Origin of the sequence: Nostoc sp. (assembly GCF_036917655.1) — a bacterium.
Lineage (GTDB): Bacteria > Cyanobacteriota > Cyanobacteriia > Cyanobacteriales > Nostocaceae > Nostoc.
Genome location: NZ_JBALCY010000047.1, coordinates 42,681 through 59,308 on the forward strand (window position 1 = coordinate 42,681; position 16,628 = coordinate 59,308).

The following is a 16,628-nucleotide window of genomic DNA, read 5'->3' on the forward strand; positions in this document are numbered from 1 at the left end:
TCACGACGAAATCCTCAATTTAAAATCATATTGCCTCGTACCCTTGTGGTTGGGGTCAATCCAAAATTTAAAATCCAAAATCCAAAATCGATTGACTCACGATAATATTTTCTGTAAAGAAAGCAATAATTCGTTGACAGTATAGGGCTTCGACAAAAATGTATTCACACCAATAGCAGCTACTGCACTGAGCTTATTGTCAGACATAAGTCCACTGCTGGCAATAATTCTGACTTGAGGGTTGATTTTTTGCAGGGTACGGATGGCAATTAAACCATCTAGCGAGGGTAGCATAATATCCATCAGGACGGCACTAATTTTGTCCATATTTTTAGCATATAGCGCGATCGCCTCAATCCCATCACTGGCAATTAGGGTTTTGTAGTTGTGAGCTTCCAGTGATGTTCTCGTAATCTCTTGAATGGCGGCTTCATCGTCCACAAGCAAAATCAATTCTCCATGTCCTATCTGTGGTGGCAAATTTTCTGGGCTGAATGTTTCCATTCCCCCCGCAGCTGGCAAGTAAACCTTAAAGCTGGTGCCACTTCCCGGTTCGCTATACACGTTCACAAAACCTCCGTGACTTTTAATTATCCCCAGTACGGTGGAAAGTCCTAACCCTGTGCCTTTTCCGACATCTTTTGTGGTAAAGAATGGCTCAAAAATTCTATCTAAGATTTCTCTAGGAATCCCAACTCCAGTATCAAAGACAGTAATCACTATGTAAGGCCCCTCTTTGGCTTCCAGGTTCATGCGGGCAGAATTTTCGTCAATCAACAGATTCTCGGCAGAGATACTCAAAGTACCGCCATTGGCCATAGCATCGCGGGCGTTAACGCAGAGGTTCATCAGCACTTGATGCAGTTGCGTGCTATCTCCAGAAACCATCCACAAATGTTGCGGTACATCAATGCTAACTTCTATAGATTTAGGAAATGTCTCTTTAAGAATCTTGGCAACTTCCACAATCAAATGCTTGAGTTGCAAAGTGATGCGCTTCCCTTCCACACCCCGCGCAAAAGACAGCACTTGTTTGACTAAATCAGCGCCGCGTCTAGCGTTAATTTCCAAAATCTCCAGTAGATGGCGAGTCCGCTCATCTGCATCGGGAAATTTGAGTGGTAACAGTTGCGCTCCTGCCAGAATCGGTGTCAGGATATTGTTGAGGTCGTGAGCAATGCCACTAGCCAAAGTGCCAATACTTTCCAGGCGTTGAGCGCGAAACAATTGGGCTTCTAAATGTTTTTTCTCGGTAATATCTGTGTCAACGGTGAGAATTGATTTCGGTTTGCCTTGTTCATCGCCCACCAGACTCCAGCGACTAGCAACAAGGATTTCTTTGTCAGTTTTAGTAAGTTTAGTTAACTCGCCTTGCCACTTCCCTTTACTAATAACTTGCAACAGAGCCGCTTCGATTTCTGGTGAATGTTCGTCAAACAAAAGCTCACTAGCATTTTTGCCCCAAGCCTCTGTAGCTTGCCAGCCGTAAAGTGTTTCTGCGCCTTTGTTCCAGAAGAGTATTTGATTGTTTAAATCTCGCACGCAAATGGCATCAGTGGTGACATCTAGTAATGCTGCTTGTTCGCGGATTTTTTCTTGTGCCAATTTGCGTTCACGTAGCGCAGCTTGCTGTTCGCGAAGTGCAGCTTGCTGTTCGCTAATATCAATACTGGCGCAAGTCACGCCGACAACTTCTTGCGACTCATTCCGCAATGGCTCAACTGTCAAATCGTAATATCGAGTTGTATCTTTGATTGTAATTGATACTTCCTCGCGCGTTCCGATGCCAGTCGTTAACACCCCACGTTTAATTGTGGTGAGATGTTGAGCATCTTCAACTGGCATGATATCCAAGTCTTGTTTGCCTAATATTTCGTCAACCGTCAATTCATAGGAGGGATTGTAAACCCAGGTGTACCGTAACTCCTTATCTTGGTTGTAGACAAAGATTGGCGAGTTTTTCAGGGCAACCCGAAATCGTTCCTCACTCTGTCGCAGTGCGTTGTCTGCCCGTTGACGTTCGATGGCATAACGCATTGAGCGCACCAGCAAGTCGCCAGTTACTTGCCCTTTCACCAAATAATCCTGCGCCCCTTCCTGCATTGCGCTAATTGCCAGGGTTTCATCGTCTATACCTGTTAGCACAATTATTGGAGTGGCTTTTGCCTGATGGTGAGCGATGACAAAGGTTTCTAGTCCCTGGCTATCTGGCAGCGAGAGGTCTAACAGAATCACATCAAAAATTTCGTTTGCGAGGTAATTGAGTGCTTCCGAAAGCCGCACAACGGGCATGAAATCAACTACAACTGTGGTAACTTCCTTTAAAAACTCCTGTAATAAAAAGACATCACCAGGGTTATCTTCTACTAATAAGACTTTAATATTTTTACCTGCCATTTTCACTACTCCGGTGGCAGTTTTACGATCGCAAACCAAAAATTTTCTATTGATTGGACAATTTTAACGAATTGATCGAAATCTACTGGTTTAGTTATATAACAGTTGGCAGCAAGGTTATAAGCTTTGAGGATGTCTTCTTCAGCTTGGGAAGTCGTCAAAATTACTACAGGAATTCGTTTGAGTTTTTCATCTCCTTTGATTTCTGCTAATACCTCCCGCCCATCTTTTTTAGGGAGGTTCAAATCCAACAGCACGATATCTGGATGGGCTGCTTTGACATATTTTTCCTGTTTTCGCAAGAATGCCATTGCTTCTACACCATCTTGAACCACATTCAGGTGAATCGAGATTTTGCTATCTTCCAGGGCGATGCGTGTGAGTTGGGCATCGCCAGGATTATCCTCTACCAACAAAACTTCAACAGGCATAATCGCTGTTATGGTTGTCACCATTGCTTACCTGCTATATCTGGAATTGTGAAGTAGAAACTAGAGCCTTGACCCGGTTTCGACTCAACCCAGATCCGGCCGCCGTGGCGTTCTATAATTTTCTTACAAATTGCCAGACCAATTCCAGTACCTGGATACTTGTCTATAGCGTGCAAGCGCTGAAAAATTAAAAATATCCGTTCTGCATACTGGGATTCCAAACCAATACCATTATCGCGCACCCAGAACAACCATTCATCTGCCGACGGGATAACATTTAAACTTTCCTCATCTGGATTTGCATCTCCCTTCGCTACGCCGATGTGAATTCGTGGCTGCTGATGACGGCAAAATTTGATCGCGTTGGCAATCAGGTTTTGAAATACTTGCGTCAGTTGAGTAGCATCAGCCATCACTTCAGGTAGTGTATCATGAGTGACAACTGCGAAACTATCCGCGATCGCCAGTTGAAGATTAGCGATCGCCTGTTCTAAGACAACACTACTATTTACTGGCATCAAGGGCTGTCCACGGGTGCTGACACGGGAATAGTTCAACAAATCGTTGATCAGGGTCTGCATCCGCCGGGCCCCATCTACTGCGTAGGTGATAAACTGATCAGCATCGGCATCTAGTTGATGTTTATATCTTCGCTCTAGTATTTGTAAATAACTAGTTACCATCCGCAACGGCTCTTGCAAGTCATGGGAAGCCACATAGGCAAACTGTTCCAATTCTGCATTGGAACGAGCGAGTTCCTGACTTTGCTGGGTTTCTTTTTCTAATAGTTGCGCTTGAGATAAAGCAATCCCAATTTGATTACCTAGTTGCTGTAACAACTCCGTCTCAAAGTTATTCCAGTGTCGAGGTGCAGCACACTGATGAGCCAGTAACAAGCCCCAAATGCTCTCCCTGACAAGTATCGGCACTACGAGGTTAGCCCTGACAGCAAACTGCTGAAGAAATTCTCGATGGCATTGTTGAATATGAGCAGCTTCAATGTCTTCAATGGCACTCACTCTTCCCCGGCGATATCTTTCTAGGTATTCTTCTTTAAAGCAGGGATCGAAAATATTTTTTCCCAAAATTACCGGCCAACCAGGTAGCACCGCTTCTTGCACCACTGTTCCCGAACCATCAGCATCCAGTTGAAAAATCAAAACTCGGTCAGCTTGTAGTAGTTTTTGTACCTCTGTCACCGTGGTTTGGAGAATTTCGTCTATTTGTAAAGATTCTCGAATTTTCAGAGTGATTTCGGCAAATAGTTGCGATCGCAGATTCTGCTGTTTTAATTCCTCTTCTACCCGCTTGCGATCTGTGATATCAGTATAGGAACCTACCATCCGCACTATATCACCCGATGCGTCCCAAAGTGCCTGTCCTCGATCTAGAATCCATTTATAGCTGCCGTCTTGGCATTGGACTCGATATTCACAGACGTAAAACGGTATTTTCTTGGCAAAGTGGTCTTGGAAAGCTTGAAGTACGCAATCTCGCTCATCGGGATGGATTCGTTTTATCCATTCATCCCAACCGTTGGAAACTTCGTGGTCTTTATAGCCGAGCATTTCCTTCCATCGAGCTGAGAAGAACACTTCATTAGTCTTGAGGTTCCAATCCCAAATACCATCATTATTACCATGTAATGCTAACTGCCAACGTTCTTCACTCTCTCGTAGTGCTTCCACTGTTTTTTGCCGTTCAGTGTGTCCAGCTTTCATTAACTTTTATTAAAAAATCTCAATCAATATGATATCTAGTTAACAGCATGGCTATCTGAAGAATAGCTTAACCTTTTTTAACAATCCTTAGTCCTTTCCCCGCCTCTGGCTGTTCAGGGAAGTCTATTTAAATTTTCTGAAACCGCTACATCCAGATTAAAAGTGATGCCTAGCAGCAAGCTATTCCCTGTGTACACCACAAAGCTATTAATCATAGTGTAAACAAATTTATGACTGATATTATTTACTGTGTATGATCAGATTCAGTTGTTGCAGACTATCGACTAGTGAGTTATCACTACGCCAAAACCTGTTGCGATAAAAATCGTGATTTTATGATAAAAATCGTGATTTTGGTTAAAAAATTGGGGAGCATCCCAAATGTGCAAAATTTCCCTCTAACTGGGAAGATAGGCATTATAATGCCCATCCTACCGTTATCTAGCCCCTACCAAAACGGCTGACCGTAGCTTGGCAATCACATCAGTTAGATTACCCGTGTTTAGGCGGTAACTCAGAGGATGAGCAATCAACCGCGCCGTGCTTTCATACAGAGTAGCGATTTCAATCAAACCATTTTCGCTCAAAGTCCGCCCTGTCGAAACCAAATCCACGATCGCTTCTGACATCCCAGTAATTGGGCCTAGTTCCACTGAACCATACAACGGCACTATTTCCACAGGTAAATCCAGACTGTGAAAATATTCACGAGCGCAATTTATATACTTAGAAGCAACTCTACCATGTGGTGGTAAATCTAAAGGCGATCGGTAAGAACTGGATGCTTTTACCGCCACCGACATGCGACAATGCCCAAACTGCAAATCTACTAAGTGGGCAACTTGCGGCTGCTTCTCCCGCAGTACATCGTAACCAACAACACCCAGTTGTGCTTGACCATATTCCACATAAACGGGCACATCCTGCGCCCGCACCAGCAAAGCTTTCGCAAGTCCCTTAGTGTCAAAAACTTGAAGTTGGCGATTTCCTGAATCTAAAAAAGCACTAAAATCTAATCCCACAGATTGTAGCAGGCGGATGCTATTTTTAAGGAGTTCCCCTTTTGGCAATGCAACAGTCAGCATTCTTTTTCTTAGTATCCTTGGCGTCCTAGCAGTTGAATAATATCTCTATATGCTTACCACAAGCAGCATGACAATTTTATTAGTTGATGATGAAGTTGAACTAACTGAACCCTTGAGTCGCTTATTAACTCGTGAGGGTTACATTGTGGATGCCGCTTACGATGGCACAAGTGGCAGCGAAAATGCACAAGCAGGCAGTTATGACCTACTAATTTTAGATTGGATGCTGCCAGGAAAAACGGGGTTAGAGATTTGTCAGGAATTGCGACGCCAAGGCAAAACCACTCCTGTTTTGTTCCTCACAGCCAAGGATACTCTAGATGACCGCGTACAAGGTTTAGATGCTGGTGCTGACGACTATTTGGTTAAACCTTTTGAACTGCGGGAGTTACTAGCCAGAGTCCGGGCTTTATTGCGTCGTTCCGGTTCCCAAACCTATGAAACCACCACCGAACGCCTAACTGTCGCTGATTTAGAACTCGATTGTGAAAATCAAGTAGCCTATCGCCAAGGACGAATAATTGAGCTATCGCAAAAAGAAAGCCAGTTGCTGCAATACTTTATGGAACACACTGGACAACTAATGACTCATGCCCAGATTATGCAAAATTTGTGGCAAGAAGAACAACCCAGTAGTAATGTGATCGCGGCATTAATCCGCCTATTGCGCCGTAAGATTGAGGTAGGTAGAGAAACTGTGCTGATTCACACAGTCTACGGCAAAGGCTATCGTTTCGGTGCTTCCTCAGTAGAGTTAGTTCACCCGCCTATTTCCAACTCATAATGATTCGGTTCATTGGTAGGAGAATCATTGATATTTCTCAGTCTTTGCGACTTTAATTCCTGTCGAAGTTTTTTGTAGAGGGATGAAAAATCAAGCGATTATAGTTATCCTTTGAAATAAGATACAAGCAAATCAGGGGACATGGTACGATCTACCTAGTACCTATCAGAAAATTAGCATTAGGGTTAAAGGTAGTTTTGTACCAATTCCTATCAGGGATTGAAATAATTCAGATATGGCTACTGACAATACACTTACCAATAAACGGATTCGCCTCAGAATTCCCAAGGATTATCACCAGGAACCTGTGATTTCTCGCCTGGTGTCTGACTATGGACTGACTGTGAATATCACAGCAGCGATTTTGGGAGCCAATGCTGTCGGTGATGGTTGGTTTGACCTTGAATTACAAGGAACAGATGCACAAATTCAGAGCGGCTTAACCTATCTCCACGATTTGGAGTTGGAAGTTTGGGATGACACTAAAGCAAGTGATTGGTAAGGGTTAACCTCTCTCTAAATCTCTCTCCTTTTAGCAGAGAGACTTTGAATTTTCCCCCTTCCCGCGTCGGGAAGGGGGTTAGGGGGTTAGGTTTTTCTTTAATAAGCAATAGAAATTAGTTTTTCAAAATCTTGGTAATCAAAATTTTGTTGTTTTTGGGAATATTTACCACATACATCATAGTAAACTTTATTTCCTTGTATATTGAAGAAATATCCTTCTATTTGGGATTGCTGTTGTTTAACTTTAAAAACTACTTGATTAGTTGTATATTTACCATATTTCCTAATTAAATAAGCAAAACTATCAAAATTTCCGTTTTGAGCTTTTTCAAAATCGAATAAATCATCATTGTTATTATTGCTTTGTAAAATTAATGCCTGTATCTCTGTAAGTCTTTTGAGGTGATTAATTTCAAACTGATCATCTTTTTTAGTCAAGGCGATAATTTCATGATAATTATACAAAATTCCAATATCGCAACCAGATTTTTTTAGATACCTTTGAATCTGATTATAATGATTTTTTAAATTCACATCTTCTCGTTTTACTTCCACAATTATCAAAGGGGATTGATGTGGCTTAAAATCATCATTTTTTTGCTTTTTATATATTTCTATATCATGATGATTAGCCTCAACTTCGATACTGATGATATTTGGAAATAACCCACTTTCTTTAATAAGAAAATGAATAAATATTTGTCTAACTAATTCCTCTGGTCTTCCATTAATTGGAATTTGTATTCCCCTAATCAAACATTTTATATATTCTTGATAATCTTTCTTATATTTGATAAGTTTTTTGGTTATTTCTTGTTGTAAATCAGTCATATATCTTTTGATAGCAACTAATGGTAAATAAAATAGTTTTAGGGACACAATTATATTATATTGCGCCCTAAACTATGTATTAAATGTACAATTGATAAATTGTCTATTTTTCCCCAAAAAAGCCTAGTATTTTGGTAACTAATTTCTCCCAATGATATTCAGCTTTGCTTTTTAAGAACGTATTTAAGTTTGTCTCTTTTTCCAGTTCTCGCTTAAATATCTGACATACATTATCGACAAATGTTTCTCCCCTCTTCCTCTCCTTACCTTTTTCAGCAATTAGAGCATTCCAAAAATCAGAATCTTCGCTTCGGGGTAATAGTTTTCTTGTGACTTCTTCTTCAATTTCTTTGCCTACTTCGTATATAAAATCGTCATACAATCCGTAAAAATTCTTAACTAATTCAGGAATAAATGTCTTTAAAGATTTATTAGCAGATGTCAGATCATTCAGGATACTTTCTAATTCCTGTTTTACTTCTTTGGTAAATTTTTTCAGCATTTTATCTTCATCTATTCCCCCAGCGACAACCCTCGCATCGTAATATATATCTATATCTCTTGGCTGATAGTAACCGAAATTTCTATGGATAGCGTGTTTAGTGTTCCATGCTGGATAAACCTTACGATAGTATTTATTAACATATTCATCAATAAAATCTTCATAATCACGACTAGGTACTCTTTTACTTAAATCCCGTAAATCCCTTATCTTCTGAATGGCATTTTGAATTACCTTGATTTCTGATTCCTTTAAAGCATCACTATTTTTGATTTTCGCCGAGCTTTCTTTGATAGCCTTGATTTCATCTAATAAAATATTTCGCCTACGTTCTACAACACCCGCTATAGCTTCGATCAATTCATTTTTATCTGCCTGTACATCTTCTTCATCGTAGATTTCATTTAGCTTAACTATGTCATCACGGTAGTATCTCAAGGAATCATAGAATAAGATATTTTTTTGGAAAAAATCTAAGTTCAACTTTTTGAATGTAGCTTGAACTTCATCTTGTCTGATTCTAATTCCTAAATCTCTATCTTCATCAGAGCCATGCACTTTTTCAGGCTCATTTTTGCGAGGCAATACCAAGGTTACAAATCTATGATGAAAGTCTTTGGATTTAGATGTAAGATGATAAATTATTAATTTTCTAATATTAGCTTCAGGAGCATCATTAAAGGGAGTTACAAAAATACAGATGGTGTCCTGACTGTCAACATATTTCTGCAAATCTTTACGAATTGGGTTCTCATCAGTTCTTAATTTTTGATTTATGCAAAAGGTCTAATGACGATATCAGCGAACGGACAGATGTAAAAGATTCTCAATTAGTCTGGCGTCAAAGTACTCTACGTAAATTATGCTAACTTTACGTGAATTTACCCATTGTTTTTTGGCAGTCTTTGTGGGAATCTCCTTTACATAACAATTAACTGCATTAACTCGATAGAATTACCGTAGTTTAATAAAAGCCAAAAATATGAAAATCTATATGAGGCTGATATCCAAGCAGGTACAGTTGAGTTGTAGGGGCACGGCATCAGCAGGATTTTCTGCCGAACCCAAAAATTGCGTAGGCGCAGCCCAACTTAGGCATCGTTATTGGGAATTAATCTGATGTCTGCCACAAAATCTGTAGAACCCGCTTCAGTCCACAGCCGCATTCTCGTGCCTCAACGGTATCATAGGCAACCTGTAATTTCTCGACTCGTGTCTCGTTATGGTTTAACCGTCAATATCAAAGCTGCATCCCTAACATCAGACAGTGACAGCGATGGCTGGTTTGATTTGGAACTTTCGGGAAATCCCCAAAAACTGACAAATAGCCTATCTTACTTGCAAGGATTGGGAGTGAATTTGCTGGAATTAGCGATCGCTAACCAGATTCAACTCAAGCATCACTCTCTACCTTTCCCAAATCCAGCTAGCAAAATGAGTCCCAAAGACTCTGCATGGCTGACAAATCAATGGCAAGAACAATTCCAGCAATGGATTTCTACAGGTCAAACCAATCGATTGCGCTTGCAACTGTGCGTCTTAAAAAGCTATTACGAAGAACCGGTGATTTCGGAGTTAGTTTCTCGTTATGGACTAACAGTCAATATCACCAGTGCTAGACTTCAACCCGATACGGAAGATGACGGCTGGTTTGATTTGGATTTGTGGGGGAGAACAAAGCAGCTCTACTCTAGCCTGAGTTATTTAGAAAAACTGGGGCTACCGATTTGGCTGGATTTGTCTAGCGTTTATAGCGATCGCTAACCAAATAATTCATAATTACTGAAAAACAAAAAACTTAGCAACAATATTTTTTGACCCATCAAATTTATTAGTAGGGTAATTATGAATTATGCTGACCGAAACAGAAAAGGATACAGAGCGACTAAATTTATTTGTGGGGATTGTTAATTTTGAATGCGTGAATGCGTGAATTCGGAGCGTCCCTTGTACGTCTGGTAGAAAAGCGACGCGACGGCGATGGCTGATTTTGCTGAAATAATCTAAATTTCGTAGTACCAAATTTCTTCTTCTCGCAGCACAATTCGATGCAGGGAAAGACGAGCAATCAAGCCCTCTTGCTCAAACTGCCCAAGAACACGAGTGATGGTAACACGAGTTGAACCGAGCATTTCCGCCAGGTCTTCATGAGTCAGACGCATATCTATTAAACGTCCTTTCTCAACTTCCGAACCAAACTTTTTGGATAACCATGCCAACAGCTTGATGAGCATAGTATCCACTTTTTTATGGCTACGAATGATCATCAATTCTTGAGCCTGTTGGATATGGGCAAGTAGAGTTTCTGTTAGTTGAGTCCACTCCTCTAGAGGTAAGACTGTCGCCTCCACTTTAGTTAAGCATTCCATCTGATAAGGTTCTAATTTTGACAAAACCTTGCCAACAACATCTCCAGGGCCCCACAATCCCAGAGCGACGGTTGTACCATCTTCCAGATAGGTAAAAGTCCTGACAAAACCCGTTTCAATCTTCCAAAGGCCGTTTTGATGCTCTGGCAGAAATGACCTACGGGCAAAAATTTGCTTAGTATTATTACTGCTTGAACTAGATAAGCTTGTGTACAAAGACACCATATTAATTAACACTTTTATCCGATAAACTAACCGTAGTATTATATTTATATCAGGTTCTAAGAGCCTATGGGTATTTTAAAGAGGGGAGTGGGGAGCAAGAATTTTAGATTTTGGATTTTAGATTGAAATTTAATCCAAAATCTAAAATCTAAAATCCAAAATTGAATTGCCCCATGCCCAATGCCCTAAATTAAATTCCCGCACCATCAAGAAAATCTTCAATCATCCCATCAGAATTTTTGCTCTTAGGGTTGTCGGTTGGTTCGTCACCAAACTCAGTTGGAGACAAACTTGATTGATCTTGCAACTGCTCGAACTGTTTCTCTAGAGCTTTGACGCGTTCAAATAGAGCGCGGATGACTTCAGCTTCTACGTCGCGGACTTTATCATGATCTAGAGCATTGGTAGCCAAGTTGTTCTGACGAGTCACACGCCCTGGAATCCCGACTACAGTTGTGTTACTGGGCACATCTCGCAGCACCACAGAACCTGCTCCAATCCGGACGCGATCGCCAATTTGAATATTTCCTAAAACCTTCGCACCCGTTCCCACAACTACATGAGAGCCTAAAGTTGGATGGCGTTTGCCGCTTTCTTTCCCAGTCCCGCCAAGGGTGACACCTTGATAAATCAGGGCATAGTCACCCACGATCGCTGTCTCACCAATCACTACTCCCATCCCGTGGTCAATAAACACTCCCTGACCAATTAATGCCCCAGGATGGATTTCAATCCCAGTTAAAAACCGACTAATATGAGAGATAAATCGAGGGATGAAGGGAATTCCCATTTTATGCAGCCAGTGTGCCAATCGATGAAACACTAGGGCATGAAGTCCAGGGTAACAGAACAATACTTCTAGCCAGTTACGGGCTGCTGGGTCACGCTCAAAAATGGTTCGCAAGTCAGTTAGTAGCATACTCTGTTGAGATTTTTGTTGGTAGGTGAGGCTCTGAAAACAGAAACTCAGGATAATTCCCACAAAAAGATCAAATCATTTATGGGAATTGTGTAAGATAATAATCTACGGTAAGTCGATAGAGTAAAGTGTTTTTGTGGGTAGTAAGTGGGATGCTATCACATTCCACACTTTGAGAAAAATTAATTTCGCATAAACTGCGATAAGTCCCCCAATTCACCGTAGTATATTGAGTACAGTCTTGAATAGCCAAAACTACGCTCTCTTGGATCTGTCTTCCAAAGTGGAATACGCGCTGCTGGCACTCTTAGAACTGGCAAGCCACCACGGGAAAAAACTTCCTCTAACCATGAGCGAGATCACTGCCAAACAACCCATACCTGAGCGCTATCTGGAACAAATTTTGACGAATCTCCGGCGTGCTGGTGTGGTGCAGAGTCAACGCGGCTCTAAAGGAGGTTTCGTTTTGGTTCGTGAACCTTGGCAGATCACAATACTTGAAATTGTCACTTTGGTCGAAGGCGAGCGGAAAGAGAAAGATACCTCTGACTCTTCCACTCTGGAAAAGACTCTGGTATATGAAGTTTGGGAGCAAGCTAACGCTGCCTCAATTGAAGTTTTGGGTCGCTATACACTCCAAGACTTGTGCCAGGAAAGGGAAACTCGGGCACAGCAAAGTCCGATGTATTATATTTAGACACGACGGAGTATTCACATGCGGATAGCGAAAGATATCACAGAGTTAATCGGACGGACTCCTTTAGTTCAATTAAACAAGATTCCCCAAGCTTCAGGAGCGGTTGCTCGGATTGTGGTGAAGCTAGAAAGCATGAATCCAGCATCTTCTGTGAAAGACCGGATTGGCGCGAGTATGGTGGAAGCGGCGGAAGAAGCAGGCTTGATTCACCCCGGAAAAACCGTTTTAGTAGAGCCGACTTCTGGGAATACAGGAATTGCGCTGGCGATGGTGGCGGCCGCCAAGGGGTACCATCTTATTCTAACGATGCCTGACACAATGAGCCAGGAAAGACGATCCATGCTCAAAGCTTATGGCGCTCAACTAGAGTTAACGCCAGGGGTAGAAGGGATGCGAGGAGCGATCGGTCGTGCAGAGCAGATTTTAGCTCAAACGCCCAATGCTTATATGTTGCAGCAGTTCCGCAACCTTGCTAACCCGAAAGTTCACGCCGAAACCACAGCAGAAGAAATTTGGGATGATACCGATGGAGAGGTGGATATTCTGGTGGCGGGAGTGGGTACTGGTGGGACGATTACGGGAGTTGCAGAAGTTATAAAAGGACGGAAGCCGAGTTTTCAAGCGATCGCAGTTGAACCAAGCAACAGCCCGGTATTAACAGGTGGTAAATCGGGGCCCCACAAAATACAGGGTATCGGCGCGGGATTTGTCCCAGCAATTTACCGTTCAGAACTGGTAGATGAAGTGATTCAGGTAGCAGATGAGCAAGCGATCGCTTACAGCCGTCGCCTAGCAAAAGAAGAAGGATTGCTATCTGGCATTTCTACTGGCGCTGCTTTATACGCGGCTATTCAAGTGGCACAACGGCCAGAAAATGCCGGTCGCCTAATCGTGATGATCCAGCCTAGCTCCGGCGAACGCTACCTCAGTACCTCATTGTTCAAAGATCCAGAGGAGAATGAGTGGTTGAGTAAAGTTTGATTCCATATACCAATTTGAGATTTGAGATTTTAGGGACTGACAAAAAATAAATTATCTCGTAGGGTGTGTTAACGCGACAGCGTAACGCACCTATTATTTGTTAGGCGGTGCGTTAGGCTTAACGCCGTAACGCACCCTACTGAAAATTTCTATTTCTTCATATACATTGAATTTTTCTCGCCGACTTACTTAAAATTGGCTTGGTTATCTACCAGAATTTTTACCATTTTCATGATTTTTCACCAAAATCATCAAACAGAAACAACTAGCAGCTAGTTTTATTAAGCTTAAAGCTCCACTTTTTAATACAATAAAAGCGCCTAATCCTATAAGAACAAAAGGCACAAGATTATTAACGTAGCGAGTCAATACATCAGCTATGACTCTGTTGTTAGTTAATTTGTATGCAGCGTAGCACCAAACTGCTAACAAGAGAAAAAATAATCCGATAATTACCACAAAACTCTCTAAGTTACTGCTCGCAAATAAAGGCACGTAGACACTAATATTATCGCTACCATTGGCAATTGTAACGGCTGCCACACTATAAGCTTGGGGAGAAAAAAAACTAGTAATTGTTGATGTTTCAGTTTCTTCTGTTGTAGCTACAACTTCTTGTGATGAATCTTCTTCCCGATTCACTAAGCTACTGATACCTATGGACATTGGTACTAAACCAATTAATCCAATCCAGCTTTTTGATAAAACTAACCCACCAAATAAACCCGGAAGACTAAGAATTAAAAGAACCGTAAAACCTAGAAACTGACCAGCAACTATATGTCGGGGGCGAAAGTTAGCATTTATTTGAGAAAAAAACAACAATAGAATGACAATATCATCAATATTAGTGGCAATGAACGCGATCGCCCCTGTACTAATTGCAGTAAGTAACTCGTTCATATTTTAAGAGAAACATAGATATGGTTTTATCTTGCAGAGAGCATCTCACCTTAGACATCTGGTGAAATTAAATATGTTTTATCCACATCCCTTATAGAGACTTAGTACTGCTACGTCTCTACATTCTTTTTTACTCCTATGTCTAATTGAATTGTGGTAATTCTAATTTCAGGTCAAACGGCTGTAGGAGAAAGAGCTATCTGCAAAAATAAAATTCTCAAAACCAGTTGTCGAAAGGGTAATGAGGTTGCCATTGTTGTTGAAAGTAATGTTGGCAGGGTTTACACTATTGCCAGAAATAACCCCAGAAACACTAACATCAGAACGCTTGAAAGCCCTCACATCAAGGGTGTCAAAACCATTCCCGCCATCAACAATTGCAGAGCCGAACCCTTTGAAGTAGTCATTTCCAGCCCCTAGTTCAAAGTGGATACCGCCACCAATAGTGACTTTCTGTTGAACTTTCTCGATGTTACTGGTAGCGGTAACTTTGTCATTTCCATCGCCAGTCCTGATGATTCCTTGCCCATAAATGCCATAGGCAGTACCACCAATTGTGGTTGTTGCTTGTCCGGTGAGGATGTCATGGCCATTACCAGTATCAATGATGCCGTCATTGAAGATGCCATAAGCTAGGGTGTTTGCTTCCAAACTGGTTGCAGAACCCTTAATCGTGTCGGTGTTCTCACCAGTAGTGATAATAGCTTCTTTAATGTTCTGGATGCCGATGCCAGTACCACCTGTGCTGCTTTTTCTTCCCGTTTTATTGTTGCTGCCAGCAGTACCAGTACCGATGAGCGTATCTTCTCCTTTGCCAGTATTTAATTTATCACTGTTACTAATGCCAATTCCAGCACCGCCGTCCCCGCTTTCGCCTCTGAGGATGCTGGGGGGAATGGAACCAGTCTGGCCAATGACACTACCTTCGCCACCAGTACCACCAGTACCAGTGCCAGTGATAGTGTCATTTCCGTCCCCTGCATCAAAACTGCCACTGTTGCTGATGCCGATTCCAGTACCGCCTTTACCGCCTTTACCAGTAAGAGATCCTCCACTGTCGCCAGTACCACCAGTACCAGTGCCAGTGATAGTGTCATTTCCGCTCCCTGCATTGAGAGTAGCACTGTTGCTGATGCCGGTTCCATTGCTGCCAACAGTGCCACTGCCTGCCCCACTGAAGATTATTAAAGTTCCTTTGATTTTGGGAAGGTTGCCACCAGTACCAGTACCAGTACCAGTAATACTGTCATTTCCGTTCCCTGCATTGAGAGTACCACTGTTGTTGATGCCGATACCAGTGCCAGCTTTCCTAGGCTCAAGATTACCAGTGTCAGTACTAGTACCAATACCACTAATACTATCGTTTCCTGAAAATGTATTAATCACACCTTGATTTAAAATATCAATACCAATCGCCACAGATGCATTCGACTCTTCTGCGGCTAAAGTATCAATACCGGAAGTACCGACGAAATTAGGTGGAACAGTAAGTCTAGACATTGACAAAATCCTCTCTATCAGAATAATTACTTTGTCAATTTTAAGGCTTAGTTGTGCCGGAAGGTTAATTTGGTATGGTGATAAATCGTAGATTCTAAAAATCCAGTATGAGTAAGCTAGGTACAACCTTTAGTGAAGGGATAATTGCCTTCATAGCCACTAACATAGATGACATCATTATCTTGTTAATATTTTTTTCACAGGTAGATGTTAATTTTCGACGGCGGCAGATCGTACTCGGTCAATATCTGGGTTTTACAGCCATTATCATCGCTAGCTTACCAGGATTTTTTGGTGGCTTGGTCGTACAGCGAGAATGGATAGGATTGCTAGGACTGCTACCAATAGCAATTGGTCTTCAGCAATTAGTATCTAGAAAAGAAGAAACAATAACAGTTCAGACAGTTAGCAGTGATTTTAGGCAATCCACATCTACTAACCCCGTATTGTCTTTTATTTTGAGTGTTTTGCATCCCCAAACCTATAAAGTGGCAGCAATAACGATCGCTAATGGTGGTGACAATATTAGTATATATATCCCTTTATTCGCTGGTCATAATCTTACCAGCTTGGGAATAATTATAAGTATATTTTTTATCATGGTAGGGATTTGGTGTGCGATCGCTTATTTTTTAAGCCGTCAACCTACCATTGCTTATATTTTAAGTCGCTACGGTCAAGCTGTTGTACCTTTTGTATTGATTGGCTTGGGTCTGTTCATTATGTATGAACGAGGTACATTTACTCTACTACCTTGGGTGAGAAGTTAATCAATGTTG

At 41.6% G+C, this 16,628-nt stretch carries 15 protein-coding genes and 1 pseudogene; 6 read left to right on the plus strand and 10 right to left on the minus strand.

Annotation, left to right across the window (positions count from 1 at the left end):
- Positions 1 to 96 precede the first annotated feature (96 nt).
- The 4 genes and pseudogenes from V7K30_RS16935 to hisG form a co-directional block, all read right to left on the minus strand.
- Entirely contained in the window at positions 97 to 2,397 is a 2,301-nt protein-coding gene (locus tag V7K30_RS16935) for a hybrid sensor histidine kinase/response regulator (protein ID WP_335001128.1), read from the minus strand.
- A gap of 5 nt (positions 2,398 to 2,402) precedes the next feature.
- Complete coding sequence (locus V7K30_RS16940) at positions 2,403 to 2,852, minus strand: response regulator (protein WP_442941071.1); 450 nt, start codon at positions 2,850 to 2,852, stop codon at positions 2,403 to 2,405.
- A pseudogene (locus tag V7K30_RS16945) lies at positions 2,846 to 4,534 on the minus strand (PAS domain-containing sensor histidine kinase); the annotation flags it as partial. The gene V7K30_RS16940 and the pseudogene V7K30_RS16945, both read right to left, overlap by 7 nt.
- A 452-nt stretch (positions 4,535 to 4,986) precedes the next feature.
- Positions 4,987 to 5,634 carry an ATP phosphoribosyltransferase gene (gene hisG, locus V7K30_RS16950; protein WP_335001130.1) on the minus strand — a complete coding sequence of 216 codons (648 nt, stop codon included), beginning with the start codon at positions 5,632 to 5,634 and terminating at the stop codon, positions 4,987 to 4,989.
- A 67-nt stretch (positions 5,635 to 5,701) separates the two neighbouring features.
- On the opposite strand from hisG, the gene rppA reads away from it, so the two are divergent.
- Together rppA and V7K30_RS16960 are read left to right on the plus strand one after the other, a co-directional pair.
- Positions 5,702 to 6,418 (plus strand): two-component system response regulator RppA, encoded by a 717-nt coding sequence (gene rppA / locus V7K30_RS16955; RefSeq protein ID WP_335001132.1) that lies wholly within the window; start codon positions 5,702 to 5,704, stop codon positions 6,416 to 6,418.
- Positions 6,419 to 6,653: 235 nt separating this feature from the next.
- Positions 6,654 to 6,920 carry an NIL domain-containing protein gene (locus V7K30_RS16960; RefSeq protein ID WP_196523851.1) on the plus strand — a complete coding sequence of 89 codons (267 nt, stop codon included), beginning with the start codon at positions 6,654 to 6,656 and terminating at the stop codon, positions 6,918 to 6,920.
- Between the two features lie 98 nt (positions 6,921 to 7,018).
- On the opposite strand, the gene V7K30_RS16965 is transcribed toward V7K30_RS16960, so the two are convergent.
- Together V7K30_RS16965 and V7K30_RS16970 are read right to left on the minus strand one after the other, a co-directional pair.
- Positions 7,019 to 7,753: a type I restriction enzyme HsdR N-terminal domain-containing protein gene (locus V7K30_RS16965; protein WP_335001136.1), complete on the minus strand. Its 735-nt coding sequence runs from the start codon at positions 7,751 to 7,753 to the stop codon at positions 7,019 to 7,021.
- Between the two features lie 103 nt (positions 7,754 to 7,856).
- Positions 7,857 to 8,987: a hypothetical protein gene (locus tag V7K30_RS16970; protein WP_335001138.1), complete on the minus strand. Its 1,131-nt coding sequence runs from the start codon at positions 8,985 to 8,987 to the stop codon at positions 7,857 to 7,859.
- A gap of 387 nt (positions 8,988 to 9,374) precedes the next feature.
- Between V7K30_RS16970 and V7K30_RS16975 the strand changes: the two genes are divergently transcribed.
- On the plus strand, positions 9,375 to 10,019 hold the full coding sequence (locus tag V7K30_RS16975; protein WP_335001140.1) for an NIL domain-containing protein: 645 nt from the start codon (positions 9,375 to 9,377) through the stop codon (positions 10,017 to 10,019).
- Between the two features lie 239 nt (positions 10,020 to 10,258).
- Here V7K30_RS16975 and V7K30_RS16980 read toward each other — a convergent pair whose 3' ends face one another.
- Together V7K30_RS16980 and cysE are read right to left on the minus strand one after the other, a co-directional pair.
- Positions 10,259 to 10,849: a Crp/Fnr family transcriptional regulator gene (locus tag V7K30_RS16980; RefSeq protein WP_335001142.1), complete on the minus strand. Its 591-nt coding sequence runs from the start codon at positions 10,847 to 10,849 to the stop codon at positions 10,259 to 10,261.
- 190 nt (positions 10,850 to 11,039) lie between these two features.
- Complete coding sequence (cysE, locus tag V7K30_RS16985; protein ID WP_442941072.1) at positions 11,040 to 11,768, minus strand: serine O-acetyltransferase; 729 nt, start codon at positions 11,766 to 11,768, stop codon at positions 11,040 to 11,042.
- A 214-nt stretch (positions 11,769 to 11,982) separates the two neighbouring features.
- Here cysE and V7K30_RS16990 point away from each other — a divergent pair, with 214 nt between their 5' ends.
- Together V7K30_RS16990 and cysK are read left to right on the plus strand one after the other, a co-directional pair.
- Entirely contained in the window at positions 11,983 to 12,465 is a 483-nt protein-coding gene (locus tag V7K30_RS16990) for an RrF2 family transcriptional regulator (protein WP_273769587.1), read from the plus strand.
- A gap of 18 nt (positions 12,466 to 12,483) precedes the next feature.
- Positions 12,484 to 13,446, plus strand: a complete 963-nt coding sequence (cysK, locus tag V7K30_RS16995) for a cysteine synthase A (RefSeq protein WP_335001143.1) — start codon at positions 12,484 to 12,486, stop codon at positions 13,444 to 13,446.
- Between the two features lie 204 nt (positions 13,447 to 13,650).
- Here cysK and V7K30_RS17000 read toward each other — a convergent pair whose 3' ends face one another.
- Positions 13,651 to 14,349: a cadmium resistance transporter gene (locus V7K30_RS17000; RefSeq protein ID WP_335001145.1), complete on the minus strand. Its 699-nt coding sequence runs from the start codon at positions 14,347 to 14,349 to the stop codon at positions 13,651 to 13,653.
- A gap of 168 nt (positions 14,350 to 14,517) precedes the next feature.
- Positions 14,518 to 15,849 carry a hypothetical protein gene (locus tag V7K30_RS17005; protein WP_335001147.1) on the minus strand — a complete coding sequence of 444 codons (1,332 nt, stop codon included), beginning with the start codon at positions 15,847 to 15,849 and terminating at the stop codon, positions 14,518 to 14,520.
- Positions 15,850 to 15,956: 107 nt separating this feature from the next.
- On the opposite strand from V7K30_RS17005, the gene V7K30_RS17010 reads away from it, so the two are divergent.
- Complete coding sequence (locus V7K30_RS17010) at positions 15,957 to 16,619, plus strand: cadmium resistance transporter (protein ID WP_335001148.1); 663 nt, start codon at positions 15,957 to 15,959, stop codon at positions 16,617 to 16,619.
- Positions 16,620 to 16,628 lie beyond the last annotated feature (9 nt).